The organism is Amycolatopsis sp. NPDC051758, assembly GCF_044453095.1.
Classification (GTDB): Bacteria; Actinomycetota; Actinomycetes; order Mycobacteriales; family Pseudonocardiaceae; genus Amycolatopsis.
This window is the reverse complement of sequence record NZ_JBITCJ010000002.1, coordinates 1-26,854: the sequence shown is the minus strand read 5'-3', so window position 1 is coordinate 26,854 and position 26,854 is coordinate 1. Positions and strand designations below refer to the sequence as shown.

Genomic DNA, 26,854 nt, shown 5'->3' with positions numbered 1-26,854 from the left:
CCAGGCTCAGGTCGTCTTCGCCAGCACCTGCTCCTGCCGCGTCCCCTCGGCGCCGACCTCCGCGGCCAGCTCCCGGGTCTGCGCGTCCGCTCCCGAGGTCTGCTCACCCCGGGCGAGCACGACCAGCTGCGCCGCATGGGCGCGCAGCAGCGCGACGAGCCGCTGGTCGAACTCCGCACCCCGGCCCGTCCGCAGCGAAACCAGGTCGGCTGCCGTCACCATCCCCGGCATCCGGTGTCCGCTGTGGACGTCGGCCGCCGGGAGGCCGGCCCGGTCGCGGGCCGCGAGCAGGCGCCCCAGCAGCTTCTCCTGGGGCGCCACGACCGAGCCGGCCGCGGACCGGACCGCCGCACTGGCCGCGTGGTCCGGTGCGAGCCGGGCCGCGGCCAGTGCGTTCTCCGTCATCGGCACGACCAGCTGCAGCCATGCCACGTCCGTCGGGTTGAAGGACGGTGCCGGCGCGGCCACGAGGGCGGGGCTGGTGGTGGCGCACCCGCCCATGGTCAGCGCCACCACCACCGCCCCCAGGGCCCGGCGGATCACGGCCGGCCGGGCAGCCGGTAGTTCGGGCCGAGCACGGTGCCGCGATCCGGCTTGTACAGGTCGAACCCACGCGGGTCGCACTGCAGGCCGCCGTTGATGCAGTGCGTGACCAGCGCGGCGAGGGTCGGCGGGTCCCACGCGTTGAAGAAGTCGTAGTGCCACGAATACCCGCGTCCGCTGGCCAAGTGCACACCGGACATGTTCCCGCTGACCGGGAACGCGATCTTGAACTCCAGCATCGGCACCGCGACCGGATGGTCGGCCGGGCACGTCAGCGTCGCCCGGTCCGGGTACGCCATGTGGCTCTTGTGGTCGGCCGAATCCAGGTGGACGCCGTCCCAGCAGCTCGGCGCCTGGTAGCGGATGTTGAGCTGGCTGCCGGGCACGCACTGCACCGGGATGTCCCAGTTGTGGAAGCTGTCCCCGCACTCCCAGCCTTCGACGGCGCCGGCCGCGTGCTGGAACTGGTCCTGGGTCGCGGTCACGGTCCCGGCGACGTATCGCAAGCCGGGCGGAAAGGGCACCACCTTCGTGTAGTCGAGGACGCCGGACTTGTAGTACACGACCTGCGCGAAGTTCGGCAGGATCACCTGGTCCCCGTTGTAGACGGTCGGGAACCAGTACGCCGACAGGTCGTCCGGCGCCAGGCACGTCGTGTTGCCGACACCCGCGGCCTGCAGCGACTGCGTCGTGCTGGCCGCGTTGGTGGTCTTGTTGCCGATGAACGTGTGGTCGTGCGACGCGCCGGGCAGGCCCGGGAAGACGATCGGGTCGTCCGGCTGGTGGTGGCTGGGGGAGCAGTTGACCTGGAACTCGTGGTGGGTCACCAGATCGTCGGCTCCGGCGGGCGACCAGGTGGCCGCGGTCAGGAAGGCGCCTGCCAGCACGGTGGCGGCGGTGCAGGCGAGGAGCGCGGCTTTTGTAACCAAGGGTCCTCCACGGTGAGGGTGCCTGGGGAATGGGAGAGCGCTCTCCAAGAGCATGCGCACCGAGCCGCCACCCTGTCAAGGAGCACCCGGATCCGGGCGGGGGAAGTCATTGTCCGATTCCAGACGAGAACCTTGACAACGCGGGCGGCGGTGACGAACCATCGGTCGCGTCGGAGAGCGCTCTCCAGCCTCCGTCCCCTTTGCCGTACGGGAGTCAACGTGGACCGACCGTCGCTCCGCCGTGCCGTCCCGGCGCTGGTGGCCCTGCTGGTGCTGGGGCTGCTCGCCGGCCCTTCGCCGGCGCACGCCGCGACCGTGCTTTCCCAAGGAAGACCGGCGACCGCGTCGAGCAGCGAAGGCGCCGGGACCCCGGCGTCGGCCGCGGTCGACGGCGACCCGGGCACCCGCTGGGCCAGCGCCTGGACCGACCCGCAGTGGCTCCAGGTCGACCTCGGCGCCCCGGCCGACATCAGCCAGGTGACCCTGAGCTGGGAAGCCGCCTACGCGACTGCCTACGAAATCCAGGTTTCCGACAACGCCGCGTCTTGGCGGACGGTGTACAGCACGACCACGGCGACCGGCGGCACGCAGAACCTCGCCGTCACCGGCCACGGTCGTTACGTTCGCCTCTACGGCACCCACCGCGTCGGCGGTTACGGCTACTCGCTCTGGGAATTCCAGGTCAGCGGCACGCCGGGCACGCCCACGCAGGACGGCCCGGGTGTCACGCGGGTGACCGGCAGCCAGGGGAACTGGCAGCTGACGGTCGACGGGACGCCGTGGACCGTGAAGGGCCTCACGTGGGGCCCGCCGGTGAGCGAAGCGGCGACGCGGATGCCCGAGCTGCACTCGATCGGTGTCAACACCGTCCGCACCTGGGGCACCGACGGCACCACCCAGCCGCTGCTCGACGCCGCCGCGGCCAACGGCATCAAGGTCGTCGCCGGCTTCTGGCTGCAGCCCGGGGGCGGCCCCGGCAGCGGCGGCTGCATCGACTACACCACCGACACGAACTACAAGAACACGATGCTCGGCGAGATCCAGAAGTGGGTCAACGCCTACAAGGCGAACCCCGGCGTGCTGATGTGGAACGTCGGCAACGAGTCGATCCTCGGTATGCAGAACTGCTACTCCGGCACCCAGCTGGAGCAGAACCGGATCGCCTACGCCCGGTTCGTCGACCAGGCCGCGCAGGCGATCCACGCCATCGACGCCAATCACCCGGTCACCTCGACCGACGCTTGGACCGGCGCGTGGCCCTACTACAAGGCCTACACCCCGAGCCTCGACCTCTACTCGGTCAACTCGTACGCCCAGGTGTGCCAGGTGAAGCAGGACTGGCTGGCCGGCGGGTACACGAAGCCGTACATCATCACCGAGACCGGTCCGGCCGGCGAGTGGGAGGTCCCGAACGACGCGAACGGCGTCCCCACCGAACCGACCGACCAGCAGAAGCGCGACGGGTACGTCAACGCGTGGAACTGCGTGCTGGCCCACCCCGGGGTGGCGCTCGGCGCGACGCTCTTCCACTACGGCACCGAAGGCGACTTCGGCGGCGTCTGGTTCAACATCACCACGGGCAACGAAAAGCGGCTCTCCTGGTACGCCGTCCGCCGGATCTACAGTGGACAGACGGGCGGCAACACCCCGCCGGTGATCGCGTCGATGAACCTCAGCCGCAGCACGGACGTCCCGGCCGGCGGCACGTTCACCCTGACGACGAACGTGTCCGATCCGGACGGTGACCCGATCAGCTACACCATGGGCTACAACAGCAAGTACATCAACAACGCCGCGGGCCTGATCCCCGCGCAGTTCACCGGGAACGGGACGTTCACCGTCACCGCGCCGCAGCAGCTGGGCGTGTGGAAGATCTACCTCTACGCCCGGGACGGCCACGGCAACGTCGGCATCGAGACGCGCTCGCTGCGCGTGGTCGCGCCGCCGGTGCCGGGCACGAACCTGGCCCGCGGCGCGGCGACCACGGCGTCGACCTACCAGGCCGACGGTCCCGGCGCGCCCTACCCGCCGCAGGCCGCGACCGACGGCAACACGGCCACGCGGTGGGCGAGCGCGTGGGCCGATCCGCAGTGGCTGCAGGTGGACCTGGGCAGCAGGCAGGCGTTCGACCACGTCCAGCTGGTCTGGGAGTCGGCGTTCGGCAAGGCCTACGAGATCCAGGTCAGCGACGACGCGGCGAACTGGCGCTCGGTCTACGGCACGACGTCCGGTGACGGCGGCGCCGACGACCTCGCCGTCTCGGCCACGGCCCGCTACGTCCGGGTGAACGCCACGCAGCGCGGCACGGCGTACGGGTATTCGCTGTACGAGTTCGGCGTCTACCGGAGCTGACGGCCGTGGTGGCCCCTCCTTCGCCGAGGGGCCACCACCGCGTCAGCCCGGGATGAGGCAGAAGAGGTGACCTTCGGGATCGGCGAGCACCACCCAGTCGTCCCCGCCGGGCTGGAAGTCCGGCTTGGTCGCGCCGAGCGCCTCGAACTCCTTGACGGCGCTGCGAAGGTCGCCGACCTTGAAGTCGAGGTGCGCGTGCTTCGCCGCGTCCGGCCAGCCCGGGCCGCGGTAGCCCGCAACACGCTGGAAGCCGAGGCCGACCGGGCCGCCGAGCTGGACGGTCTCGTCGTCCTGGTAGGTGACTTCCCAGCCGAGCGCCTTCGCGTAGAAGGCGGCGAGGGTCGCCGGGTCGGCGCAGTCGAGGACGATCGTGGTGAGTTCTGCGGACATGGGGTGACTCCTTTCGTCGTGCGGGAGCCTGCCCGCGGCCCGGCTCGCGGTCTTGAAGATCCTTGCGGGAACTGTCGTACCCCCGGCGTAGCTTCCGGTCCGTGCGTGAAGCAGTCGAAGTTGTGGCCCGCCCCGGGTACACCGTCAGCGTGGTGCGCTGCGCCGACGACCACACCGGCTGGTCAGCACCCGAGGTGGCGGACGGCCACCGGCTGGTGCTCGTGCGCCGCGGCCGGTTCCGCCGGTACGCCCGGGGCATCGCGGCGGACGCGGACCCGACGCTGGCCTACCTCGCCGTGCCCGGCGAGGAGGAGCGGTTCGCGCACCCGGCGGGCGGCGACGTCTGCACCTCGGTGACGTTCGGCGCGCAGCTGTGGCGGCACCTCGCGGGGGACCGGGTCGTCCGTCCCACGGTGTACGTCGACGGCGCGCTGGAGCTGGCCCACCGCCGCGCCGTCGCCTCGGTCGCCGACCCCGATTACGCGCTGGCGGAACAGCTTCTGGTCCTGGTGGGCCGCGCGATCCGGACGGCGTCCACACCTGTCTCGGACGAAGGCGCGTTGGTGGCGAAGGCACGCGAAGCGATCACGACGGACCACCCGGCGGCGGCCGGGCTGTTCCCGCTCGCCGAGCTGCTGGGGGTGTCGCCGTACCGGCTGAGCCGGGCGTTCCCGCGTGAGCTGGGGGTGTCGCTGACGCGCTACCGCAACCGGGTCCGGGTGAGCCGGGCGCTCGAGCGTCTGGAGGCGGGGGAGAAGCGGCTGGCGGTCCTGGCCGCGGATCTGGGGTTCGCCGATCAGGCCCACCTGACCCGCACGGTCCGGGAGCAGACCGGCGCGACGCCGGCAGTGCTGCGGCGGTTGCTCGCGAAGTGAGCCGGACGCGAACCGCACCGCCGCCCACTACGCCGAAAGCCGTTGGCAAGGGCGGCTTTTCTGCCGTACCCCACCCCGGTCGCCGCCCCTACCGTTCGGCGCATGTCGGAGACCCGTGTCCTCCCGTTGTCCCGGGCACGCCGGTGGACCTGGGTGGTCCTCGCGGTGGCGCTCGCCTTCACCGCGTGGCACGGCTACGGCATCACCGTCGCCCCGGAACGCCCGTTCTTCTGGATCGGCGTCGGGTTCGACGTGCTGGTCGCGGTGGTCGCCTGGCTGATGGGCCGCGCCTGGCCGCCCGAAGCGGAATTCGGTCCGGACGCGATCGTCTTCGGCGGCTCCCGCCTGCCGTACGCGGAGATCACCGAGGTCCGGCGCGGTGCGGTGTCGGCCAAGCCGTTCTGGCTCGCCTTCTGGCTGCCGACCTCGTTGCTGATCGGCCTGATCGTCGCGCTTCGTTCATCGAGCGAGTTCGACCGCGAGGTTGTCGAGCTCCGCACCGGCGGCGGCCGGGTGCGTGCCCGCTGGCGCGACTTCCGGGCCGCGGACGCCTTCGTCACGGCGGTGCACGAGAAGCGGCCGGATCTCGAAGCCGGCTACGGCGTTGTTCCCGATGCCTTCGCACGCGATTATTCACCCCGGCTGGGTGTCGGTGGTGGCTTCCTCGCGTTCGGGCTCGGGCTGTGGCTGTTCTTGGGCGGCTGGTTCGGGCTGCAGCTGCTCGACCAGTCGCTCTACCGCGGCCCCTTCCCGGCGGCGCCGACCGGAGCGGCCATCCAGGACCTGACCGCCGGCCTGTCCGGCTTCGCGCCGCTGCCGGACGTCACCCGCGACTTCACCGAGTGGCCCTGCGACCGCACCAACGACCTGATCCTCGGCCCCGACCCGGACGCGGCCGACCTGCACCTCAAGCTGGAGAGCCGGACGCTGCCCGAGGCGGCGGCGGGAGCCGTCGAAGACCGGCTGCGGCAGGCCGCCGGGATGGACCCGGGGCAATACCTCGAGCGTTACGACCTCGACCTCGACTTCGAGGTGGACATCCCCGAGGTCGACGATCTCTACGTCGAGTTCTCCACCGGCTGCGTCACCGGCGACGCCGTGCCGGGACTGCGCGACGACCTCACGAAACTGGCCGCGGCCATGGGGGTGCGCTGAACCGGAGCGGCGCGGCGGAACGGGGCTAGGCGCGTGGCCACCCCCAGCGACCACGTGAGTCACCCCGCGGCCGCCTGCGCCACCCCGGGTCCTCTGTCCTGTTTACGAAACACCGGACAGGGGTATCGTAGTCTTTCCGGGACAGGCTGTGTCAAGTTTTCAGGACAGTTAGGCTGGGGCGTGTCACGTTTCATGGCTGAGGGTGGTGTGTGGTGAGCGAGGAGCGCAGTTTCGCCGAACGGCTGGCGCATTTGATCGCGACCGTGCACCCGCCGGACCGCAAGCCGTACTCCTACCGGGAGATCGCGCACGGGGTCGCCGAGCAGACCGGCGTGACGATGTCGGCCACCCACGTCCAGCAGCTCGCCGTCGGCGCGCGCAAGGACCCCAAGCGCTCGCACATCCAGGCGCTCGCCCAGTTCTTCGGCGTGCCGGTGACGTACTTCTTCGACGACGACGTCGCCGGGCAGGTCGACAAGCAGGTCGAGGACGTCGTCGCGTGGCGTGACAGCGAAGCGCGGAACCTCGCGCAGCGGGCCATGCAGCTTTCGCCGCGCGACCGCGACACCGTGACGGCGCTGCTCGACCAGCTCGCCGGCTACGACGACACCCGGCGCCGGGAGGGCCGGCGGCGGAAGCCCGAGTGAGCCCGGCCGCCTCGGTTACGATGATCTCGTCCGTGATCGCGCCCCGGTGCACCCGGCTGGCGCCCGAGCGGGGAGGCCCCATCAACGAGCGCGGTCTGCCGGACCTCCGAGCCGGCGCACGGAAGCGGGTGCGGACGGTGCTCGCCGCTGTCCCGCTGCCCCGGCCGTGGTCGATGAACGCCTGGGTCGACGGCCTCGAAGCCTGGCGCGGGCGCGAGATCGACCTGGTGCCGGTCGAGTACCGGCCCGGTCAGCCGTCCGGCGCGTGGCAGGCCCGCCCGGACTACGACCTGATCGCCTACACCGAGCACACGTCGGCGCTGCACCAGGACCACATCATCGCCCACGAGCTCGCCCACCTGCTGTGCGCGCACACCGGCACCTGCCTGATGTCGGAGTCCGAAGCCGCCGAGCTCGCCCCGGACCTCGCGCCGCGCGCGTTGTCACACCTGCTCACCCGCGTCACGAGCGGCACCGACGAGTACGAGGCCGAGCTGATCGCGGTGCTGCTGATGAGCGCGGCGACGAGCGAACCGCCCGCCGTCCAGCCCGGCGCGTCCGGCCGCGCGGCGGACCAGGCCCGGCGGCTCGCGGCGTTGCTGGGATAGTCCTCTTCCGTGATCGACATTCTGTTCCTCGGGGTCGGGGTTTTTGCGCTCGCCGTCGGCATTTGGCGGGCCCTTCGCGCCCGGCGCACCGGCGCGGGCGCGGGCCTGGCCGTCTCGCTCATCGCGCTGGGGGCGGCGTTCTGCTTCCTGTCCAACCGCGCGCAGCTCGTCGAGAGCGAGCTCTACCCCAGCCTCGGGCGCCTGCTGTCGAACCTCGCGACCATGGTCGCCGCGTACGGGATCGGGCTGACGGTCGCGGAGATCAGCGGCACCCGCGACCGCGGCCGGCGCACCCGGCTCGTCGCCCTCGGGGTGGCGCTGACCGTGCTGGTGGTGACCTTCTTCAGCACCCCCGACCTGCCGCGCGGCATCGGCTTGTTCGACGAGCTGTACCGCACGCACCCCACGCTGGTCGTTTACGTCTTCGCCTACACGGTCTACCTGGGGTTCGCCGTGCTCGACATCGGGGTCGTGGCCGCCGTGACGGTCCGCGCGAGCGGTGGTGCGCTGCGCGCCGGGCTGGCGCTGTTGCTGCTGGCGTCGGCGTTCGCCGTCGCCTACCTGGCCGGGAAGGTCGTCGCGACGATCCAGGCCCTGCAGGCCGACCATCCGGCGAAGGCCTTGTGCCGTGGGCCTTTCTCGACCTTGCCGTGCACGCTCGACGTCGGGTTCCCGGCGGTGTCGGTGCTGCTGATCGTGCTGGGGCTGACGATCCCGTCGGTCCCCGGCCTGGCGGCCGCTCGCCGCGACGCGCGGACGCTCCGCCTCCTGCGGCCGCTGCGCGCGCACCTCACCCGGCGGTTCCCGGAGATCGTGCGCATCGACCCGGGCGGGCCGTCCCGCCGCGAACGGCTGCTGACGGCGATGAGCGAGACCAACGACGGGCTGATCCTGGCCGGCGTGACACCGGAGCTGCCGGCGTCGGCCGCGGCCCGCCTGGTGCGCGACCTCCCGGACGAGCCGGGGGAGGAGGAACCGCCGGTCGCCGCAACGGAACCGTTCGCCGCGGACGTCGCGCGGCTGCGGGCGATCGCCCGTGCGTACCGGAAGTCGGACGGGGTGACGAAGGCGGCCAGTCCGGCGCGTTGACGGCTCAGCCGCCGAACGGCGCGCTGACTGTTCAGCCCCCGAACGGCGCTTCCAGCCGGGGCTCCCATCCACGCTCGGTCAGCGCGACCAGCTGCAGCGTTTCCGCCCGAACGCCCAGCGGAAGCAGCGGCCGGACCTCGTCGCCCACCCGCTCGAGGTCACCCTCACCCATCGCCACGGTGAGATGAGCGGTCGGTTGCGGCCCGAACCGGCCGCCGTACGGCAAGACCTCCGGCCAGCGCGCGCACACGGCGTCGGCGACGGGCTGGAGGGAAGGCGTGAGGATCGCCGTGAAGCCGGGTGTCGTCACGATCTCGGCGAGCCGCACCTCGGCCGGCGGGAATCCTGCGGCGACCTCGCGGACGGCGGTGCGCACCTCGTCGGTCAGCGCGGTGTCCGGCAAGAACGGGTACAGCGCCGTCACGTGGGCCGGCAGGCCGGGGCGGACCAGGGCGGGGTCGACGCGCCGGGCCGCGGCCAGCACGGGTTCGGCGGCGGGCAGCAGGATCACCAGTGCGGTGGTTCCGGGTTCGGGCACCTCCGCATCATGGCAGTCAGGCGGCGGCGCTCTCCGGGAACCGGCTCGAGCGGGCCAGGGCCAGGCTGCGGCGGCACAGCTCCACGAGCTCCCGGTTGGCGCGGCTGTGCGGGCTGCGGCCGCAGAGCCCGCAGTGGATGGCGACGTCGCCGGTCAGCTCGTCCACCGCGACCAGCGCCTGGTGGTCACAACGGCGGCACCAGCGGTAGCCGATCGCCGGGTTGGTGTGCACCGGGGACGACACGCACTCGTGCAGCCAGCGGTGGTGCGTGCGGCAGGTGACGCGGTCGGTCGGGTCGAGCATCCCGGCGTCTTCCGCCCGGTCTTCACGGGCCAGCGTCGAAGCCAGGATCGGCTGCCGCGGTGCGTGCGGCCGGTCTTCCGGGCTCGGGCCGGCCCACGCGTGGTGGTCGCCGCAGTGGCACTTCTCGGTCATTTCGCCCCCAGGGTCGGGTGGTTCGATGGCTTCGAGTGTGGGCGCGGTCACGCACGGCGGACAACCGGGAAAACGCTCAGTTTCGGCCAGCGGCACGCCCGCCGCGGCAGGCGGATGAGCGGACTTCGGCGCGGGTCTATGCGAACATATGTTCTATGACGGACGAGGGTCCCATCCTGCACGCCGACCTCGACTCGTTCTACGCGTCGGTCGAGCAACGCGACGATCCGGCGCTGAAGGGACGGCCGGTGATCGTCGGCGGCGGGGTGGTGCTGGCCGCGAGTTACGAGGCCAAGGCCTACGGCGTGCGCACCGCGATGGGCGGCGCGCAGGCCCGGCGGCTGTGCCCGCACGCGGTGGTCGTGCCCCCGCGGATGTCGGCGTACCTGGCCGCCAGCCGGGCGGTGTTCGAGGTCTTCCACGACACCACACCGTGGGTGGAAGGCCTTTCGATCGACGAAGCGTTCCTCGACGTCGGAGGGTTGGCCAGGATCGGCGGGCGGCCCAGCCGCATCGCCGAACGGCTGCGCGAGGCCGTCGCCGAGCGGGCCGGCCTGCCGATCACCGTCGGGGTGGCCAGGACCAAGTTCCTCGCCAAGGTCGCGAGCCGGGTGGCCAAGCCGGACGGCCTGCTGGTCGTCCCGCACGACGCGGAGCTGGAGTTCCTGCACCCGCTGCCGGTCGGCGCGCTCTGGGGCGTCGGCAAGGTCACCACCGAAAAGCTGCGGGCGCGCGGGATCACGACGGTCGGCCAGCTTGCCGCGTCGGAGCAGGTGGACCTGATCGGCCTGCTCGGGCGGGCGTCGGGCGGCCAGCTGCACGACCTGGCGCACAACCGCGACCCGCGCCGGGTCGAGGTGGGCCGGCGGCGCCGCTCGATCGGCGCCCAGCGGGCCCTCGGCCGCGGCAGGCGGACGCCGGCCGAGCTCGACGTCGTGCTGGTGGCGTTGATCGACCGGATCGCCCGCCGGCTGCGCGCGGCCCACCGCGTCTGCCGGACGGTGACGATCCGCCTGCGCTTCGCCGACTTCACCCGGGTCACCCGCTCGCACACGCTGAACCAGCCGACGGCCGGCACCGGCGTGCTGCTCGAAGCGGCGCGGGAGCTGCTCGTCGCGGCGCTGCCGCTGATCGCCGACCGCGGGATCACCCTGCTGGGCGCCGCGCTGTCCAACCTGGCCGACGACAACCCGTTCCAGCCGGCCCTGCCGTTCGAGCGGCAGCGGGCGACCGAGCTCGACACCGCGCTGGACGCGGTCCGGGACCGGTTCGGCAAGGCGGCGGTCACCCGCGCGGTCCTGCTCGGCCGTTCGGACGACCTCGAAGTGCCGATGCTGCCCGATTGACGGCGAACTGTTCGGCTTCCGCCGCCGCCGATTCCTGCTCGGCCGGGAATGTGCGCGTGCGCCGGCGCGGAAAGCGCGGCGGGCCGCACCGGATCGACGCAGCCGAGCTGCCCGGTCGGTTCGACGACTTCGAACTCCCGGCGTTGCCGAGGGGCACGGCCATGGCTGCGGGGGAGAGGAAGCTGTGCCACGGCTCACCCTGTTCCGCGGCCACCGGCGCGACGGCCGCGGCGTAGGCGTTTCCGGCCGCGGCGCGCAGTTCCGGCGGCAGCAGGTGGCCGGTCACGATTTCCGATCCCGGGTGCAAAACCGCCGGGATCCGTCAATGTGGTGAGAATCGCCTTCCCCGTCAGGGGCACGGTGACACCGAGCCAGCTCACGAACACGGGGCGGAACGGTCGAGAGTCCACTCTGGACGGGCTGTTCCCGGAGCGAATCGGCTTCGAAGCCGACCGGGACGAAGGCGGCCGAAGCCGGCTCGGCGATGCCGGCAGTTCCCGTTTCACCGTCCGGGGCGCCGGGTGGTCGACCTCGAACGCCCGGAATCGTCCGTGCGCGTCCCGATGCCGAGAATCACATACTGGTCTATACCGGAATTGACGCGGGTGAGCCGCGCTTCGGTGAACCGGTTCCGGCACCCGGCCTGGGCGCGAGCGCCGGCGAGGACGAGACGCGCGCCGTGAAGCCGGTGACACACCAGGAGTTCCTCCGCGCGGTCGCCGAGGAGACGTTCGGCCCAGCTGTCCGGCTCGGCGTCGGCGCGCAAATGTGCCGCCGCGTGGCGGCTCGCACGGGGAGCATTACCGGGAAACTCGGCGGCTGTCATGTCGCCACGGTACCGATTTGATTTCGAGCATATCACGAAATTATTTTCTCGCCAAGATCGCGGGCATTTCGACCCGGTTGCGGTCACCCTGGACCCGGGCGACCCGCTCGCCCGGGCGGCCATTGTGGACGCTTCACGGGTGTCGCGCGTGCCGGACGTGATTCGACAGGTTAGGGTCTGTCCGACCGTGTTCTGGAGAAGATGAGGAACGACGAACCATGGCGCAACGGGTGCACGTCGAGATGGTGGACGATCTCGACGGGAGTGACGCTTCGCAGACCGTCCCCTTCAGCCTCGACGGGGTGCAGTACGAGATCGACCTGTCCGAGGACAACGCTTCCGCGCTGCGAGACGAACTCGCCCGCTACGTCGGCGCTGCCCGGCGGATCGGCGGCCGCAAGGTCCGCCTCGCCACCGGCCAGTCGCTGTCCGGCTCGTCGAGCTCGAGCACCGACCGCGAGCGCAACCGGCAGATCCGCGAATGGGCGCAGGCCAATGGCTACGAGGTCGCCGAGCGGGGCCGTCTCTCCAGCGAGATCATCGCGGGTTTCGAAGCCGACCAGGTCGCCGCGGCCGAGCCGGTCGAAGCCAAGCCGGCGCGCAAGCGCGCGACGCGCAAGAAGTAGTCCTGACCCGGAACCGTTGCCGGGCAAGAGAAACCGGCCGGCGTGACCGGGCTTCCGGTCCGTCCGGCCGGATTCCGTGGCGAATGACGCCGCGGGCCCGGCCGGCCGGGTGACGGCCGTTGCGATGAATGGCCGCCGGTGTGGTTCGTGCCGTCGGGGTAGTGGCTTCTGACCGACGACCCCCGCGCGACCACCTTTGCCGGTGGCGCCCAAGCCGATCCGTACGGCGTCCGACCCTTCTTCCGGTGACTCGGCGACGACTCTTCGTCACTCCACTTCGGTATCCGCGCGATTGCCGCGCGTGACCGATTGCCGTCACCGCGTCCCCTGTGGTCACCCCTGCCGCCCGGCGACCCGGCATTCCGGCCGGGCAAAAGCTTGTCGGAGGGTGGCTCCGATGGCCAGACTGGCAAGTGCTCCTCGCGGCCGGTACCGCGACGGAGCACCGGCCCGGTGGCTGCCTCCTCCCTCGATGGCCACCGGGCCGCCTTCATGTCTTCCCCGCGCACCGTGCTGACGGCCGAGCATCCCAGTGGACATCCGAGCCCAATAAGCGCACACTCAGGCTACTCCATACTGCATACAATCTTCAGTACGGTCTGAGGAGGCGGTCACCATGGCCGAGGTCCGCGAGCTCCAGGACGTCTACGGACGGCGGTACCGCGTCGGCGAGTCTGACCGGGAGCTGCTCGGCCGGCCGCGGACGTGGATCACCTGGCTGGCCGCGGCGGCGATGCTCGCCGCCGGGGTGCAGCAGTACGGCTTCGGCGCGATCGTCCCGGCGCTGAGCCGGGCGCACGGCTGGACGTTCGGCGGCATCGTGCTGTCGCTGGCCGTGTGGGCGATCTGCCAGGCCGGGATCGCCTTTCCCGCGGCCTGGCTGCGCGAACGCGGTCTGCTGCCCGCGCCCGCGGCGATGGCCGCCGGCGCGGTGCTGTGCGCCGCGGGGCTGGTGACGCTCGGCCACGCGAACAGCCTGCTCGTCGTGTTCCTCGGGTACTCCGTGCTCGGCGGCCTCGGCACCGGCCTGGTCTACGCGACCTGCGTCGGCGCGGTGCTCGCCTGGTTCCCGGACCGCGTCGGACCCCGCACCGGCATCGTGAGCGGGGCCTTCGCCTACGGCAGCGTGCCGTTCGTCGTGCTCGCCGCCGCTCTGCCGGCCGCGCGTCCGGTGCTGCTGGACGTCACCGCGGCCGTCGTCCTCGTGGTGATCGCCGGGTGCGCCGCGCTCCTGCGCTACCCGCCGCGTCACTGGTGGCCCGCGACACCCGAGCCGCGTGCCTGGGCCCTGGACCGCGCGCACAACCGGCGGCCCGCGGTCCGGCACTACCGGCCGGCGGAGCTGTTCCGCTGCGGGACGACCCTCGCGCTGTACCTCGTTGTCGTGCTGGCCGCTGCCGTGCTGCTGTTCGACCTCGCCTACCTCGCGACGTTCGTCGCCGAGCGCACCGGGCCCGGGCTCGCCGCGGCCGCGCTGGCGTTGCTCGCCGCGGCCACCGGCAGCGGCCGGGTCCTCATCGGCCGGCTCGCCGACCGGCTCGGCCGGCACCGGATCCTGCGGTTCGCGTTGCTGGCCGGTGGTGGTGCGCAGTTCGTGCTCTTCTACTCCGGTGAACACCGGCACGCCGTCGGGCTGCTGCTGGGGGTCGCGCTCGCCGGGCTCGGCAACGGTTGCTGCTACACGCTGCTGGTCGGCCTGGTGCGCGAGTACTTCGGTGAGGAGTCGGCCGCGCAGAACTTCGGGATCCTGTATTCCGCCAAGGCGGTCGGCGCGGTGGTCGGGATCGGGCTCGCCGCCGTTGTTGTCACTTCGCACGGCTTTCTGGGCGCGTTCACCGCGGCCGGCGTGCTGAGCCTGGCCGGCGCGGTGCTGTCCGGGCGGCTGACCCAGCCGGGCCGGCCCAAGTCGCTGCTCCCGGTGGCGTGACATGGGGCGGATGACCAGCCGGCGCCGGGTGGTGCGCGTCCACGACGGCGCGCACACCACGCGGCCGGACACGCTGACCGTCGAAGAACCCCTGGAAATCCGGGTCGCCGGGAAAGCGCTCTCGATCACGATGCGGACCCCGGGGGACGACTTCGACCTCGCCGCCGGCTTCCTGGTCGGCGAAGGTGTGGTGCGCGCACCCACGGACATCCACTCGATCCGCTACTGCGCCGGCGCGACGGCCGACGGCAGCAACACCTACAACGTGCTCGACGTGGTGCTCGCACCCGGCGTAGCACCGCCGGACGCCTCGGTGGAGCGCAACTTCTACACGACGTCCTCGTGCGGCCTGTGCGGCAAGGCGAGCCTGGACGCCGTGCGCACGAAGGTCACCTGGCCGGTCGACGCGGACCCGTTCACCACCGACCCGGCGACGCTGACCGGGCTGCCGGACGAGCTCCGCGCCGCACAGCGGGTCTTCGACCGCACCGGCGGCCTCCACGCGGCCGGGCTCTTCGACGCCGACGGGAAGCTGCTCTGCCTGCGCGAGGACGTCGGCCGGCACAACGCCGTGGACAAGGTGGTCGGCTGGGCGACCCGCGACGGCAAGCTGCCGCTGTCGGGGACGGCGCTGATGGTCAGCGGGCGCGCGTCGTTCGAGCTGGTGCAGAAGGCGGTGATGGCCGGGATTCCCTTGCTGGCCGCGGTTTCCGCGCCGTCGTCGCTGGCGGTCGACCTGGCCGCGGAGCTGGGCCTGACACTGGTGGGCTTCCTGCGCGGCACGTCGATGAACGTCTACTCACGACCCGACCGCCTGGGCCTTCAGGCGAGCTGAGCCAGCACGGCGGCCACGGCGGCCGAGACACCGGCCCGGTGCACGGCGGCGAGCTGCCACACCGGCGGCTGCGCGAACCGCCGGACGGTGAGATCCGGGAACCGCGCGGCCGCCGAGCCGGGGAGCACGCAGGCCGCGAGCCCGGCCCGCACGAGCCCCGCCGCGACGGCCGGATCGTCGACTTCGAGGCTGATCCGCCGGCGGGGGAACGCCCGGTCGACGGCATCGCGGATCGCCCAGCCCGGCGGAAAGTCCACCAGGGACAGTTCGGACAGGTCCGCCGGCGCCGAGCGGGAGCCCCCGGGTGCGGTGGCGAGCACCAGTTCCTCGCAGGAGAGCAGGGTGGTGGCGAGTCCGGCGGTGCTGCCGGGGTCCGGCAGCACCGAAAGCACGGCATCCACAGTGGACTCGGCGAGCGCCTGCCCCCATCCGCCGCACGCCTGCTGCCGAACCTCGACCGCCAGCCCCGGGTGCGCGTTCCGCAACCTCACCACCACCCCGTGCAGATCGGCGAGCAGTCCCGGACAGACACCCAACCGGACCCGGCCACCCACCGGCGACACCGCGGCCCGGGCCCGCTCAGCCGCCTCCAGGGCCGCCCGCGCGGCGGGCACGAAGGCCTCGCCGGCGGGCGTCAGGACCACCCGGTGGGTGGTGCGGTGGAACAGCGGGGTGCCCAGATCGCGTTCCAGGGCCCGGACCACTGTGGACACCGTCGACTGGACCGTCCGCAGCCGGTGCGCGGCCGCGGTGAAGCCGCCCTCTTCGGCGACCGCCACCACGACCGCCAGCTGGCGCAGGTCCATCACGGCACCTCGGCCAGCTCGCCGGTCCGCTCGGACAGCACGTACCCGCGCACCACGTTCGTGTGCGGCAGGAACGGCGAAGCCCGCAGCCGCGCGATGCACTGCCGGACGTCCCGGACCGGATCGGTGAACGTCTCCGCCGCCCAGCCGGGCCGGATCCCGGTCTGCGTCTCCAGCCGCCGCGCGAACTCCGTGTCGGTGAACTTGCGCATCCCGCAGTCGTCGTGGTGGATCAGCACGATCTCCCGCGTGCCCAGGAGGTGCTGGCTCACCGACAGCGACCGGATCGCGTCGTCGGTGACGGCGCCGCCCGCGTTGCGGATCACGTGCGCGTCGCCCTTCTGCAGTCCCAGGAGCCCGTAGACGCTGATCCGCGCGTCCATGCACGCCAGCACCGCCAGCTTCAGCCGCGGGACCGCGGACATCAGCCGAGCACCTCGCGCACGAGCGCCGCGGTCTCGCTCGGCGTGCGGCCGACCGCGATCCCGGCCGCCTCCAGCGCCGCCTTCTTGGCCGACGCCGTGCCCGACGAACCCGAGACGATCGCGCCGGCGTGACCCATCGTTTTGCCTTCCGGCGCGGTGAACCCGGCGACGTACCCGACGACCGGCTTGGAAACGTGCGTCCGGACGAACTCCGCGGCCCGCTCTTCGGCGTCCCCGCCGATCTCGCCGATCAGCACGATCAAGTCCGTTTCCGGGTCCTTTTCGAACGCTTCGACGGCGTCGATGTGCGTCGTCCCGATGATCGGGTCACCACCGATCCCGACACACGTGGAGAACCCGATGTCGCGCAGCTCGTGCATGAGCTGGTAGGTCAGCGTGCCGGACTTCGACACCAGGCCGATCCGCCCCGGCCCGGTGATGTCGGCGGGGATGATCCCGGCGTTCGACCGGCCGGGGGAGATGATGCCCGGGCAGTTCGGCCCGATGATCCGCGTGCGCCCGCCCGCGGCGACGGCGTGTGCCCACAGCCGGGCGGTGTCGTGCACCGGAACGCCTTCGGTGATCACCACCGCGAGCCCGATCCCGGCGTCGACGGCCTCGATGACGGCGTCCTCGACGAACGGCGGCGGCACGAACAGCGCACAGACGTCGGCCCCGGTCGACCCGATCGACTCCGCGACACTGCCGAACACCGGCAGCGAACGACCGGAGATCTCCACGTGCTGCCCGGCCTTGCGCGGGTTCACCCCGCCGACGACGTTCGTGCCGGCGGCCAGCATCCGCCGGGTGTGTTTGGCGCCTTCGGAGCCGGTGATGCCGGAGACGACGATCCGGCTGGTCTCGTCCAGGAAGATGGCCACGTCAGACCTCCGCGATCGCGAGCTTCGCCGCCTCGCGGGCGGCGTCGTCCATGGTGGCCACCACGGTGACCAGGGGGTGGGCGGCTTCGGCGAGGATCCGCCTGCCTTCGGCGACGTTGTTGCCGTCGAGCCGGACGACCAGCGGTTTGGTGGCGCGGGAACCCAGGACCGCCAGGGCCCGCACGATCCCGTTCGCCACCGCGTCGCAGGCGGTGATGCCGCCGAAGACGTTGACGAACACGCTGCGCACCTGCGGGTCGCCGAGGATCACGGTCAGCCCGTCGACCATCACCTCGGCCGAGGCGCCGCCGCCGATGTCGAGGAAGTTCGCCGGCCCGCGCGCGCCGGCTGCCGAAGCGGCCGCGGCCACGACGTCCAAAGTGGACATGACGAGACCGGCGCCGTTGCCGATCACGCCGATGTCGCCGTCGAGCTTGACGTAGTTGAGGCCCTTCGACCGCGCTTCCCGTTCGAGCGGGTCGCCGTCGTGCGGGTCGTCGAACGAGGAGAGGCGCCGGAACGCGGCGTTGTCGTCCAGGGTGATCTTCCCGTCGAGGGCGACGATCCCGGTGGACGTGCTCGCCAGCGGATTCACCTCGACCAGCGTGCAGTCCTCGGCGACGAACACGTCCCACAGCTTTTCGACAACACCCGCGACCTCCGCCCGGACGTCGGCGGGGAACGCGGCGGCGACGGCGGCCGCGTCGACCCCGGCGAGCGCGTCCACCGGGACACGAAGCAGCGCGTCCGGGTTGGTGGCCGCGACCGCCTCGATCTCCATCCCGCCTTCGGTCGACGCCATCGCGAGGAACGTGCGCCCGGCGCGGTCGAGCAGGAAGGAGACGTAGTACTCCGCGGCGATCTCACTGGCTTCGGTCACCAGGACGCGATGCACGGTGTGGCCCTTGATGTCCATGCCGAGGATGTCGTCGGCGGCCTGCTCGGCGTCGTCGGCTGTATGCACCACGCGGACGCCACCTGCCTTGCCGCGGCCGCCCGTCTTCACCTGGGCCTTCACCACGACCGGGCCGCCGAGTCCGGCGGCCGCGGACCGGGCCGTGGCGGGATCGGCGGCGACCCGGCCACGGGGGACGGGCACACCGTGCTTCTCGAAGAGATCTCGGGCTTCGTGTTCGAAGAGGTCCATGCGGGGGCGTCCTTTCCGCGACGGTGCAGGGCAAGGAGGTCCGCCGTGTCCGGGCACGCGGTGGTGGTCCGCGGGGGCCGGCTCGAAGCCCGGGAAAAACCCTGCGGATGGCCCTGGACACGGGCTGCTTGAGGAGTGACTATATGCCTACCCCATACGGTATGCAATCTACAGTCTGCCGCGAAGAGGCCGCTGACCTCGACGGACAGGGGAGCGGCGGCGAGCGGACCGAGTACGGAGCGCCGGACAAGAGAGATCCGGCGGTGGACCAGAGGAGTTGAGTGATGGCGCTGACCACGACCGGCACCACCGCGGGGGAGAGTGCCCGAGCGACGAACGGCGCCGAGCCCGCGCCGGCCGAAATATCCGGCGGCCACCTGGTGGCCAAGGCGCTCAAGGCCGAAGGTGTCGACACGATCTTCACCCTGTGCGGCGGGCACATCATCGACATCTACGACGGCTGTGTCGACGAAGGCATCCAGGTCATCGACGTCCGGCACGAGCAGGTCGCCGCGCACGCGGCCGACGGATACGCGCGGATCACCGGCAAGCCCGGCTGCGCGGTGGTCACCGCCGGACCCGGCACGACGGACGCGGTCACCGGGGTCGCCAACGCGCTGCGCGCGGAGAGCCCGATGCTGCTGATCGGCGGCCAGGGCGCGCTGACCCAGCACAAGATGGGGTCCCTGCAGGACCTCCCGCACGTGGACATGATGACGCCGATCACCAAGTTCGCCGCCACCGTGCCGCACACCGCGCGGGTGGCCGACCTCGTCTCGATGGCCTTCCGCGAGGCCTACGCCGGCGCGCCCGGGCCGTCGTTCCTGGAGATCCCGCGCGACGTCCTCGACGCGCGAGTGCCCCTCGAACAGGCCCGCATCCCGGAAGCCGGCCGCTACCGAGCGTCGACGAAGAACGCGGGCGACCCCGCCGACATCGAGAAGCTCGCCGATCTGCTGGTGCACGCGAAGAAGCCGGCCATCCTGCTCGGCAGCCAGGTCTGGACGACGCGCGCCACCGAGCCGGCCGTCGACCTGGTGCGCACGCTGAACATCCCGGCGTACATGAACGGCGCCGGCCGCGGCACCCTGCCGCCGGGCGACCCGCACCACTTCCAGCTTTCGCGCCGGTACGCCTTCGACAACGCCGACGTCATCATCATCGTCGGCACCCCGTTCGACTTCCGGATGGGCTACGGCAAGCGGCTGTCGAAGGACGCCACCGTCGTCCAGATCGACCTCGACTACCGCACGGTCGGCAAGAACCGCGACATCGACCTCGGCATCGTCGGCGACGCCGGGCAGGTGCTGGCCGCGGTCGCCGAGGCCGCGTCCGGGCGGGCCGACAACGGCGCGGTCGGCCGCAAGGCCTGGCTCGAAGAGCTCCAAGCCGTCGAGGAGAAGGCGAAGCAGAAGCGACTGCCGCTGCAGCACTCCGACGCGAGCCCGATCCACCCGTACCGGCTGGTCCACGAGATCAACGAGTTCCTCACCGAGGACTCGATCTACATCGGCGACGGCGGCGACATCGTCACCTTCTCCGGCCAGGTCGTGCAGCCGAAGTCACCCGGCCACTGGATGGACCCCGGTCCACTCGGGACACTCGGCGTCGGCGTCCCGTTCGTCCTGGCGGCCAAGCACGCGCGTCCCGACAAGGAAGTCGTCGCACTCTTCGGTGACGGCGCGTTCAGCCTCACCGGCTGGGACTTCGAGACGCTGGTGCGGTTCAACCTGCCGTTCGTCGGGATCGTCGGCAACAACTCGTCGATGAACCAGATCCGCTACGGCCAGGCCGCGAAGTACGGCCTGCCGCGTGAGCGCGTCGGCAACACCCTCGGCGACGTCCGCTACGACGAGTTCGCCCGGATGCTCGGCGGGTACGGCGAAGAGGTCCGCGACCCGGCCGACATCGCCCCGGCGCTGCAGCGGGCGCGGGAGTCCGGCAAGCCGTCGCTGATCAACGTCTGGGTCGACCCGGACGTGTACGCCCCCGGAACCATGAACCAGACCATGTACAAGTGAGCGGAGGACAAGTCATGGGTAAGGCTCTTGACGGCGTCCGTGTCCTCGACATGACGCACGTGCAGTCCGGTCCGTCGTCCACGCAGCTGCTCGCCTGGCTGGGCGCGGACGTGATCAAGCTGGAGACCCCCGGCCGGGGCGACATCACCCGCGGGCAGCTGCGTGACCTGCCCGGAGTGGACAGTCTCTACTTCACGATGCTGAACGCCAACAAGCGCAGCATCACGCTCAACATGAAGAGTGCCGAAGGCAAGGAAGTCTTCGAGAAGCTCGTGTCCGGTGTGGACGTCTTGGTGGAGAACTTCGGCCCGGGTGTGGTCGACCGGTTCGGCTATCCGTGGGAGAAGCTGGCCGCGCTCAATCCCCGGCTGATCTACGCCTCCATCAAGGGGTTCGGCCCGGGCCGCTACGCCGACTTCAAGGCCTACGAGGTCATCGCGCAGGCCATGGGCGGCGCGATGAGCACCACCGGCTTCGAGGAGGGGCCGCCGACCGCGACCGGCGCGCAGATCGGCGACTCCGGCACCGGCATCCACCTGGTGGCCGCCATCCTCGCCGCGCTCTATCAGCGGACCTCCACCGGCCGCGGGCAGCGCGTCCAGGTCGCCATGCAGGACGCCGTGCTCAACCTGTGCCGCGTGAAGCTGCGTGACCAGCAGCGGCTGGCACACGGCCCGCTCGGCGAGTACCCGAACGACCACTTCGGCGACGAGGTGCCGCGCTCGGGCAACGCGTCCGGCGGCGGGCAGCCCGGCTGGGCGGTCAAGTGCGCGCCCGGTGGGCCCAACGACTACATCTACGTGATCGTCCAGCCGCCCGGCTGGGCGCCGCTCGCCCGGCTGATCGGCAAGGCGGAGCTGGCCGACGACCCGGCGTGGGCCACCCCCGAGGTCCGGCTGTCCAAACTGGACAAGATGTTCGCGCTCGTGGAGGAGTGGACCGAGAAGCACAGCAAGTGGGAAGTGATGGAGAAGCTCAACGCCCACAGCATCCCGTGCGGCCCGATCCTGTCCACGAAGGAGCTGATCGAGGACGAGACCCTCGAAGAGCTCGGCTCGGTCGTCGAGGTGGCCCACCCGGAGCGCGGCAGCTTCAAGACCGTCGGCTGCCCGCTCAAGCTGTCCGACTCGCCGGTCGAGATCGAACGCTCGCCCCTGCTCGGTGAGCACAACAACGAGGTGCTGGCCGAGCTCGGCTACGGCGAAGCGGAGCTCGAGAAGTTTCGCGCGGCGGGGGTGATCTGAGTGGTGGATCGCGCAGCGGTCGAGAAGATCCTCGACCAGGCGGCCGCGGAGGGGCGGTCTTCGCTGACCGCGCCCGAGGGGCGTGCGGTCTGCGAGGCCTACGGCATTCCGACGCCGGCCGAACGGCTGGCCGCCACGGCGGACGACGCCGTCGCCCAGGCCGAGGAGATCGGCCTGCCGGTGGTGCTCAAGATCGTCTCGCCGGACATCCTGCACAAGACGGAAGCAGGCGGTGTCCTCGTCGGGCTGAACACCGCCGAAGCGGTCAAGGCCGGCTTCACGAAGATCGTCGACAACGCGAAGGCGTACAACGCCGACGCGGAGATCCTCGGGGTCCAGGTGCAGCAGATGCTGACCGAGGGCCAGGAGGTGATCATCGGCTCGGTGACGGACCAGACCTTCGGCAAGATCGTCGCGTTCGGTCTCGGCGGTGTCCTGGTCGAAGTGCTCAAGGACGTCACCTTCCGGCTGGCGCCGACCAGCACCGAGGAAGCGCTTTCGATGATCGACGGCATCCAGGCCGCGGAGATCCTCCGCGGGGTCCGCGGTGCCGAGCCGGTCGACCGCGACGCGCTCGCCGCGGTGATCACCGGGCTCGGGCAGCTGGTCGCGGACTTCCCGCAGCTGTCCGAAGTGGACCTCAACCCGGTGCTCGCGACGCCGGCCGGGGCCACCGCTGTGGACGTGCGGATCCTGGTCGACCCGGACGCGGCGAAGGAGCCGTTCCGGTTCACCCAGGAGGAGATCCTCGCCTCGATGAACCGGATCATGAAACCGGCGTCGATCGCGGTGATCGGCGCGTCCGCCGAGGCCGGCAAGATCGGCAACTCGGTGATGAAGAACCTCGTCAACGGCGGGTACGCGGGGGAGATCCACCCGATCAACCCGAAGGCCACCGAGATCCTCGACCGCAAGGCCTACGCCAGCATCACCGACGTGCCCGGCGACGTCGACGTCGCGGTGTTCGCCATCCCGGCGAAGTTCGTCCCTGCGGCGCTGGAGGAGGTCGGCAAGAAGGGCGCGGCCGGCGCGATCCTCATCCCGTCCGGCTTCGGCGAGACCGGCAACATCGAGCTGCAGGACGAGGTCGTCGCCATCGCGCGCAAGCACGGCGTGCGCATCCTCGGGCCCAACATCTACGGCTACTACTACACACCGGAGAACCTGTCGGCGACGTTTTGCACCCCGTACGACGTCAAAGGCGGCGTCGCCCTTTCCTCGCAGAGCGGCGGGATCGGGATGGCGATCCTGGGGTTCAGCCGCTCGGCGAAGATGGGCGTGTCCTCGATCGTCGGCGTGGGGAACAAGGCCGACATCGACGAGGACGACCTGCTCACCTTTTTCGAGCAGGACGACAACACGCAGCTCGTCGCCATGCACCTCGAAGACCTCAAGGACGGCCGGTCGTTCGCGGAGACGGCGAAGCGGGTCTCGAAGCGCAAGCCGGTCGTCGTGCTCAAGGCCGGGCGGACATCGCAGGGCGCCAAGGCGGCCAGCTCGCACACCGGCGCGCTGGCCGGCAACGACAAGGTGTACGACGACATCCTCCGCCAGAGCGGCGTGATCCGGGCGCCCGGGCTGAACGACATGCTCGAGTACGCCCGCGGCATCCCGCTGCTGCCGACACCGCAGGGCGAGAACGTCGTCATCATCACCGGCGCCGGCGGGTCGGGCGTGCTGCTCTCGGACGCCTGCGTCGACAACGGGCTGGACCTGATGGAGATCCCGCCCGACCTCGACACGGCGTTCCGGAAGTTCATCCCGCCGTTCGGCGCGGCCGGCAACCCGATCGACATCACCGGCGGCGAGCCACCTGCGACCTACCGCAACACGATCGCGCTGGGCCTCGAGGACAACCGCATCCACGCCCTGATCCTGGGCTACTGGCACACCATCGTCACCCCGCCGATGGTGTTCGCGGAGCTCGTCTCCGAAGTGGTCGAGGAGTACCGCGCGAAGGGCATCCACAAGCCCGTCGTCGCGTCGCTCTCCGGTGACGTCGAAGTCGAGGAGGCGAGCACCTACCTCTACGACCACGGCGTGGTCGCCTACCCGTACACCACCGAAAAGCCCGTGGCCGTGCTCGGCGCGAAGTACCGCTGGGCGCGGGCCGCGGGACTGCTCTGAACACCCTCCACAGGGGCTGGTCCGCCGAAGGAGAAAGGACGAAGATCCACCCGCACGACGGCAACAGAGGGACCACCAGTGCTTTCGGGGGTTCGGGTGGCGGAGCCCCCGGCCCGGGGCGAAGCACCGGTGAATTTCAGTCAACGGTGACGAAAGAGAACTCTCATGACCGTAGCGACGTTTCAGGAGATAGTCGACAAGAACGGAAGAACCTACCGGGTCGGTGAGTCCGACCGGGACATCATGGGCCGGCCGCGGTGGATGATGGTGGTGCTGCCCTGGGTGGCCATGATGGCCATCAGCTCTTCGGAATACGCGTTCACCTCCGCCGAGGACACGCTGTCGGCGGCGCACGGCTGGCACGGCGCGCACATCTTCTGGCTGCTGGCCGTCTGGGTCTTCTTCCAGGCGGCGGTCGCGTTCCCCGCGGGCAAGATGCGGGAAAGCGGCAGACTGTCCGCCCGGTCCGCGATGCTGATCGGCGCGGTCGGTACAGTGCTCGGTTACGTGGCTCTAGCCTATGCGCCGAGCGTCTTCTGGGCGTACCTGGGCTTCGGCCTGTTCGGCGGCGGTGGCGCCGGGTTCGTCTACGCGACCTGCATCAACATGGTCGGCAAGTGGTATCCGGAGCGCAAGGGCGGGAAGACCGGCTTTGTCAACGGCGGGTTCGCCTACGGGTCGGTGCCGTTCATCTTCATCTTCACGAACTACCTCGACCTGGGCAACTACGGCGCCATCCTGCCCGCGGTCGGGCTGTTCCTGGCCGCCGCCGTTGCGGTGAGCGGGTTCTTCTTTCGCGACCCGCCGAAGAACTGGTGGCCGGCGCACGTCGACCCGCTGAAGGTGCCGGACGACCCGCGGGTGCGCCGGTCGCTGGCGAAGAACCCGCCCGCCGTCAAGCAGTTCACCCCGCGTGAGGCGGTCCGGACCGGGATGCTGCCGCTGATGTGGATCTGCCTGCTGTGCACGGCGGGGGTGAACATCTTCGGCATCTCCGCGCAGGTCCCCTTCGGCAAGGAGATGGGCTTCGCCGGTGGCATCGTCGCGCTGGCGATGAGCCTGAAGGCGGTCATCAACGGCGCCGGGCGGGGTGTGATCGGCTGGATCTCCGACCGGTACGGGCGGCGGCAGACGCTGCTGCTGGTGTGCGTGGTCCTCGGGCTGGCCCAGGTCGCGGTGTTCCTGTCCGGTTCGATCGGCAGCATGCCGCTGTTCCTGCTGGCGTCGATGGTCTCCGGGTTCGGTGGCGGGGCGATCTTCCCGCTGTTCGCCGCCTTGACCGCCGACTACTTCGGCGAGAACAACAACGCCAGCAACTACGGCCTGGTCTACAGCTCGAAGCTCGTCTCCGGGATCGTCGGGGCGGGCCTCGGCAAGCTCGTCATCGACGGGTGGGGCTACGGCGCGGCCTTCTACCTGGCGGCCGGGACGAGCCTGCTGGCCGCGGGGCTGGCCCTGTTCCTTCGCCAACCGGGTCGCAAGCCCGGCGGAAAGCGTTCCCTGCTCGCCGAAACCGAGCTGGTGGCGCGACCGGCGGCCGCCGGCTGACCGGAGCCGGTGCGCACAGCGGGAGACAAGTCAACGGTGACGAAAGAGAACTCTCATGACCGCAGCTAGGTACCAGGAGATTGTCGACGACAACGGACGCGTGTACCGGATCGGCGAGACCCCGCACGACATCATGGGGCGCTCGCGCAGCTGGATGGTCTGGCTGCCGTGGATCGCCATGATGGCGGTCAGCGTGTTCGAATACGGCTGGGGCGCCGTCGAAGGCACCCTGGAGGAGAAATACGGCTGGACGCTGTCGGACGCGTTCTGGCTGGCCAGCATCTGGGCGGTGTTCCAGGCCGCGGTCGCCTTCCCCGCCGGGCGGTTGCGGGAGAAGAACATCGTGTCGGCGAAGACGGCCATGCTCGCCGGCGCGGTGTGCAGCGCGATCGGTTACTTCACCATTTCCCACAGTGGCAACCTCGTGCTGGCGTTCGCCGGCTACTCCGTGCTCGGCGGCATCGGCGCCGGGCTGGTGTACGCGACCTGCATCAACATGGTCGGCAAGTGGTACCCCGAGAAACGGGGTGCGCGGACGGGCTTCGTCAACGGCGGCTTCGCCTACGGCGCGGTTCCGTTCATCTACGTGTTCGCCGCGTTCCTGACCCCCGCCAACTACTCGGTGATCCTCGACGTCATGGGTGTCTACATGCTCATCGCCGTCGGGATCTGCGGGTTCCTGTTCAAGGACCCGCCGAAGAGCTGGTGGCCCCACGATGTCGACCCGCTCGGCTGGGTCCGCGACCGGCAGTCCAAGAACGGGCGCCTGGCCAAGAACCCGCCCGCGGTGAAGCAGTTCTCGCCGGTGGAGGCGGTCCGGACCGGGATGCTGCCCCTGATGTGGATCTGCCTGGTGATCATCGGCGGGGTTTCGCTGTTCGGCATCAACTTCCAGGTGCCGTTCGCGAAGGTGAGCCACTTCGGCGCGTTCGTCGCGGCTTCTTCGGCCGGGGTCCTGGCGATCGTGAACGGCACCGGCCGCGCGGTGGTCGGCTGGGCGTCGGACAAGATCGGGCGGCGGCAGACACTCACCCTGGTGCTGGTGATCGCGGCCGGCGCGCAGTTCGGTGTGCTGTACGCCGGGAACACGCACAACCTGTTCCTGTTCATGGTGTTCGCGTTCCTGACCGGGTTCGGCGGCGGCGCGTTCTACCCGCTGTTCGCGGCGCTGGTGCCGGACTACTTCGGCGAGAACAACAACGCCTCGAACTACGGCCTGGTCTACAGCGCGAAACTGGTCGGTGGCGTCGGCGGCGGCGGGCTCGCCGCGGGGGTCATCAGCGTGTGGGGCTACACCGGCGCGTACGTCCTCGCCGGGTGCATCGCACTCCTGTCCGCGGTGCTGACGCTGTTCCTGCGCCAGCCCGGCCGGACGCGGGGGGCCCCCCCCCCCGCCCCCCCGGGGGGGGGGGGGGGGGGCCCCCCCCCCGCGGGGGCCGGGGGGGCGGCCCCCCCCCCCCCCCCCCCCCCGGGGGATCCCCCACCCGCGCCGGGCCGGGGTTTCCCGCCGGCCCCGGGCCGTGGTTACTGTCG

The 26,854-nt window shown here is 71.1% G+C and carries 26 protein-coding genes; 15 read left to right on the top strand and 11 right to left on the bottom strand.

Annotation, left to right across the window (positions count from 1 at the left end; genetic code table 11):
- Positions 1-6: 6 nt before the first annotated feature.
- Together ACIA5G_RS09490 and ACIA5G_RS09485 are read right to left on the bottom strand one after the other, a co-directional pair.
- Positions 7-543: a DUF305 domain-containing protein gene (locus ACIA5G_RS09490; protein ID WP_395922037.1), complete on the bottom strand. Its 537-nt coding sequence runs from the start codon at positions 541-543 to the stop codon at positions 7-9.
- Complete coding sequence (locus ACIA5G_RS09485) at positions 540-1,472, bottom strand: DUF1996 domain-containing protein (protein ID WP_395922036.1); 933 nt, start codon at positions 1,470-1,472, stop codon at positions 540-542. Before ACIA5G_RS09485 ends, ACIA5G_RS09490 begins: the two co-directional genes overlap by 4 nt.
- Before the next feature lie 219 nt (positions 1,473-1,691).
- Here ACIA5G_RS09485 and ACIA5G_RS09480 point away from each other — a divergent pair, with 219 nt between their 5' ends.
- Positions 1,692-3,824, top strand: a complete 2,133-nt coding sequence (locus tag ACIA5G_RS09480) for a discoidin domain-containing protein (protein ID WP_395922035.1) — start codon at positions 1,692-1,694, stop codon at positions 3,822-3,824.
- Positions 3,825-3,866: 42 nt separating this feature from the next.
- On the opposite strand, the gene ACIA5G_RS09475 is transcribed toward ACIA5G_RS09480, so the two are convergent.
- The gene (locus ACIA5G_RS09475; RefSeq protein WP_395922034.1) at positions 3,867-4,214 is read right to left on the bottom strand and encodes a VOC family protein; all 348 of its coding nucleotides are present in this window, start codon (positions 4,212-4,214) and stop codon (positions 3,867-3,869) included.
- A 71-nt stretch (positions 4,215-4,285) separates the two neighbouring features.
- Here ACIA5G_RS09475 and ACIA5G_RS09470 point away from each other — a divergent pair, with 71 nt between their 5' ends.
- The 5 genes from ACIA5G_RS09470 (at position 4,286) to ACIA5G_RS09450 (ending at position 8,588) form a co-directional block, all read left to right on the top strand.
- On the top strand, positions 4,286-5,089 hold the full coding sequence (locus ACIA5G_RS09470) for a helix-turn-helix transcriptional regulator (protein WP_395923491.1): 804 nt from the start codon (positions 4,286-4,288) through the stop codon (positions 5,087-5,089).
- A 102-nt stretch (positions 5,090-5,191) separates the two neighbouring features.
- On the top strand, positions 5,192-6,244 hold the full coding sequence (locus ACIA5G_RS09465) for a hypothetical protein (protein ID WP_395922033.1): 1,053 nt from the start codon (positions 5,192-5,194) through the stop codon (positions 6,242-6,244).
- A gap of 212 nt (positions 6,245-6,456) precedes the next feature.
- Entirely contained in the window at positions 6,457-6,891 is a 435-nt protein-coding gene (locus ACIA5G_RS09460; protein WP_395922031.1) for an XRE family transcriptional regulator, read from the top strand.
- Positions 6,892-6,923: 32 nt separating this feature from the next.
- The gene (locus tag ACIA5G_RS09455) at positions 6,924-7,499 is read left to right on the top strand and encodes a hypothetical protein (RefSeq protein WP_395922029.1); all 576 of its coding nucleotides are present in this window, start codon (positions 6,924-6,926) and stop codon (positions 7,497-7,499) included.
- 9 nt (positions 7,500-7,508) lie between these two features.
- A complete protein-coding gene (locus tag ACIA5G_RS09450; protein ID WP_395922027.1) occupies positions 7,509-8,588 on the top strand; it encodes a hypothetical protein in 1,080 nt (359 codons plus the stop codon).
- A 31-nt stretch (positions 8,589-8,619) separates the two neighbouring features.
- On the opposite strand, the gene ACIA5G_RS09445 is transcribed toward ACIA5G_RS09450, so the two are convergent.
- Together ACIA5G_RS09445 and ACIA5G_RS09440 are read right to left on the bottom strand one after the other, a co-directional pair.
- Complete coding sequence (locus ACIA5G_RS09445) at positions 8,620-9,126, bottom strand: 2'-5' RNA ligase family protein (RefSeq protein ID WP_395922026.1); 507 nt, start codon at positions 9,124-9,126, stop codon at positions 8,620-8,622.
- 16 nt (positions 9,127-9,142) lie between these two features.
- A complete protein-coding gene (locus ACIA5G_RS09440) occupies positions 9,143-9,562 on the bottom strand; it encodes a hypothetical protein (RefSeq protein WP_395922025.1) in 420 nt (139 codons plus the stop codon).
- Positions 9,563-9,717: 155 nt separating this feature from the next.
- Between ACIA5G_RS09440 and dinB the strand changes: the two genes are divergently transcribed.
- Complete coding sequence (dinB, locus tag ACIA5G_RS09435) at positions 9,718-10,908, top strand: DNA polymerase IV (protein WP_395922024.1); 1,191 nt, start codon at positions 9,718-9,720, stop codon at positions 10,906-10,908.
- Here the strand turns inward: dinB and ACIA5G_RS09430 are convergent.
- Both ACIA5G_RS09430 and ACIA5G_RS09425 read right to left on the bottom strand, forming a co-directional pair.
- Positions 10,847-11,194 (bottom strand): hypothetical protein, encoded by a 348-nt coding sequence (locus ACIA5G_RS09430; RefSeq protein ID WP_395922023.1) that lies wholly within the window; start codon positions 11,192-11,194, stop codon positions 10,847-10,849. The genes dinB and ACIA5G_RS09430 overlap by 62 nt on opposite strands.
- A gap of 216 nt (positions 11,195-11,410) precedes the next feature.
- Positions 11,411-11,734, bottom strand: coding sequence for a hypothetical protein (locus ACIA5G_RS09425; protein ID WP_395922022.1), 324 nt, complete (start codon positions 11,732-11,734; stop codon positions 11,411-11,413).
- 218 nt (positions 11,735-11,952) lie between these two features.
- Between ACIA5G_RS09425 and ACIA5G_RS09420 the strand changes: the two genes are divergently transcribed.
- The 3 genes from ACIA5G_RS09420 (at position 11,953) to fdhD (ending at position 15,122) form a co-directional block, all read left to right on the top strand.
- Entirely contained in the window at positions 11,953-12,360 is a 408-nt protein-coding gene (locus ACIA5G_RS09420) for an Lsr2 family protein (RefSeq protein ID WP_395922021.1), read from the top strand.
- Positions 12,361-12,976: 616 nt separating this feature from the next.
- Positions 12,977-14,287, top strand: a complete 1,311-nt coding sequence (locus ACIA5G_RS09415) for an OFA family MFS transporter (protein ID WP_395922019.1) — start codon at positions 12,977-12,979, stop codon at positions 14,285-14,287.
- Position 14,288: 1 nt separating this feature from the next.
- Positions 14,289-15,122, top strand: coding sequence for a formate dehydrogenase accessory sulfurtransferase FdhD (gene fdhD / locus ACIA5G_RS09410; protein WP_395922018.1), 834 nt, complete (start codon positions 14,289-14,291; stop codon positions 15,120-15,122).
- Here the strand turns inward: fdhD and ACIA5G_RS09405 are convergent.
- The 4 genes from ACIA5G_RS09405 to sucC are packed head-to-tail and all read right to left on the bottom strand — an operon-like array spanning position 15,110 to position 18,381.
- Complete coding sequence (locus ACIA5G_RS09405) at positions 15,110-15,928, bottom strand: LysR family transcriptional regulator (protein WP_395922017.1); 819 nt, start codon at positions 15,926-15,928, stop codon at positions 15,110-15,112. The two genes, fdhD and ACIA5G_RS09405, sit on opposite strands and share 13 nt — an antisense overlap.
- Positions 15,928-16,353 carry a beta-class carbonic anhydrase gene (locus tag ACIA5G_RS09400; protein ID WP_395922015.1) on the bottom strand — a complete coding sequence of 142 codons (426 nt, stop codon included), beginning with the start codon at positions 16,351-16,353 and terminating at the stop codon, positions 15,928-15,930. Before ACIA5G_RS09400 ends, ACIA5G_RS09405 begins: the two co-directional genes overlap by 1 nt.
- Complete coding sequence (sucD, locus tag ACIA5G_RS09395) at positions 16,353-17,234, bottom strand: succinate--CoA ligase subunit alpha (RefSeq protein ID WP_395922013.1); 882 nt, start codon at positions 17,232-17,234, stop codon at positions 16,353-16,355. The genes ACIA5G_RS09400 and sucD overlap by 1 nt, the downstream gene beginning before the upstream one ends.
- A 1-nt stretch (position 17,235) precedes the next feature.
- Positions 17,236-18,381, bottom strand: coding sequence for an ADP-forming succinate--CoA ligase subunit beta (gene sucC / locus ACIA5G_RS09390; RefSeq protein ID WP_395922012.1), 1,146 nt, complete (start codon positions 18,379-18,381; stop codon positions 17,236-17,238).
- Between the two features lie 284 nt (positions 18,382-18,665).
- Here sucC and ACIA5G_RS09385 point away from each other — a divergent pair, with 284 nt between their 5' ends.
- The 5 genes from ACIA5G_RS09385 to ACIA5G_RS09365 all read left to right on the top strand — a co-directional run.
- Positions 18,666-20,402 carry a thiamine pyrophosphate-binding protein gene (locus tag ACIA5G_RS09385; RefSeq protein ID WP_395922011.1) on the top strand — a complete coding sequence of 579 codons (1,737 nt, stop codon included), beginning with the start codon at positions 18,666-18,668 and terminating at the stop codon, positions 20,400-20,402.
- 14 nt (positions 20,403-20,416) lie between these two features.
- Complete coding sequence (frc, locus tag ACIA5G_RS09380; protein ID WP_395922009.1) at positions 20,417-21,646, top strand: formyl-CoA transferase; 1,230 nt, start codon at positions 20,417-20,419, stop codon at positions 21,644-21,646.
- The gene (locus ACIA5G_RS09375; protein WP_395922008.1) at positions 21,647-23,773 is read left to right on the top strand and encodes an acetate--CoA ligase family protein; all 2,127 of its coding nucleotides are present in this window, start codon (positions 21,647-21,649) and stop codon (positions 23,771-23,773) included.
- Between the two features lie 165 nt (positions 23,774-23,938).
- Positions 23,939-25,321: an OFA family MFS transporter gene (locus ACIA5G_RS09370; protein WP_395922006.1), complete on the top strand. Its 1,383-nt coding sequence runs from the start codon at positions 23,939-23,941 to the stop codon at positions 25,319-25,321.
- Positions 25,322-25,376: 55 nt separating this feature from the next.
- Positions 25,377-26,854 (top strand): OFA family MFS transporter (locus ACIA5G_RS09365; protein ID WP_395922004.1); only part of this gene is annotated, 1,478 nt, incomplete at its 3' end.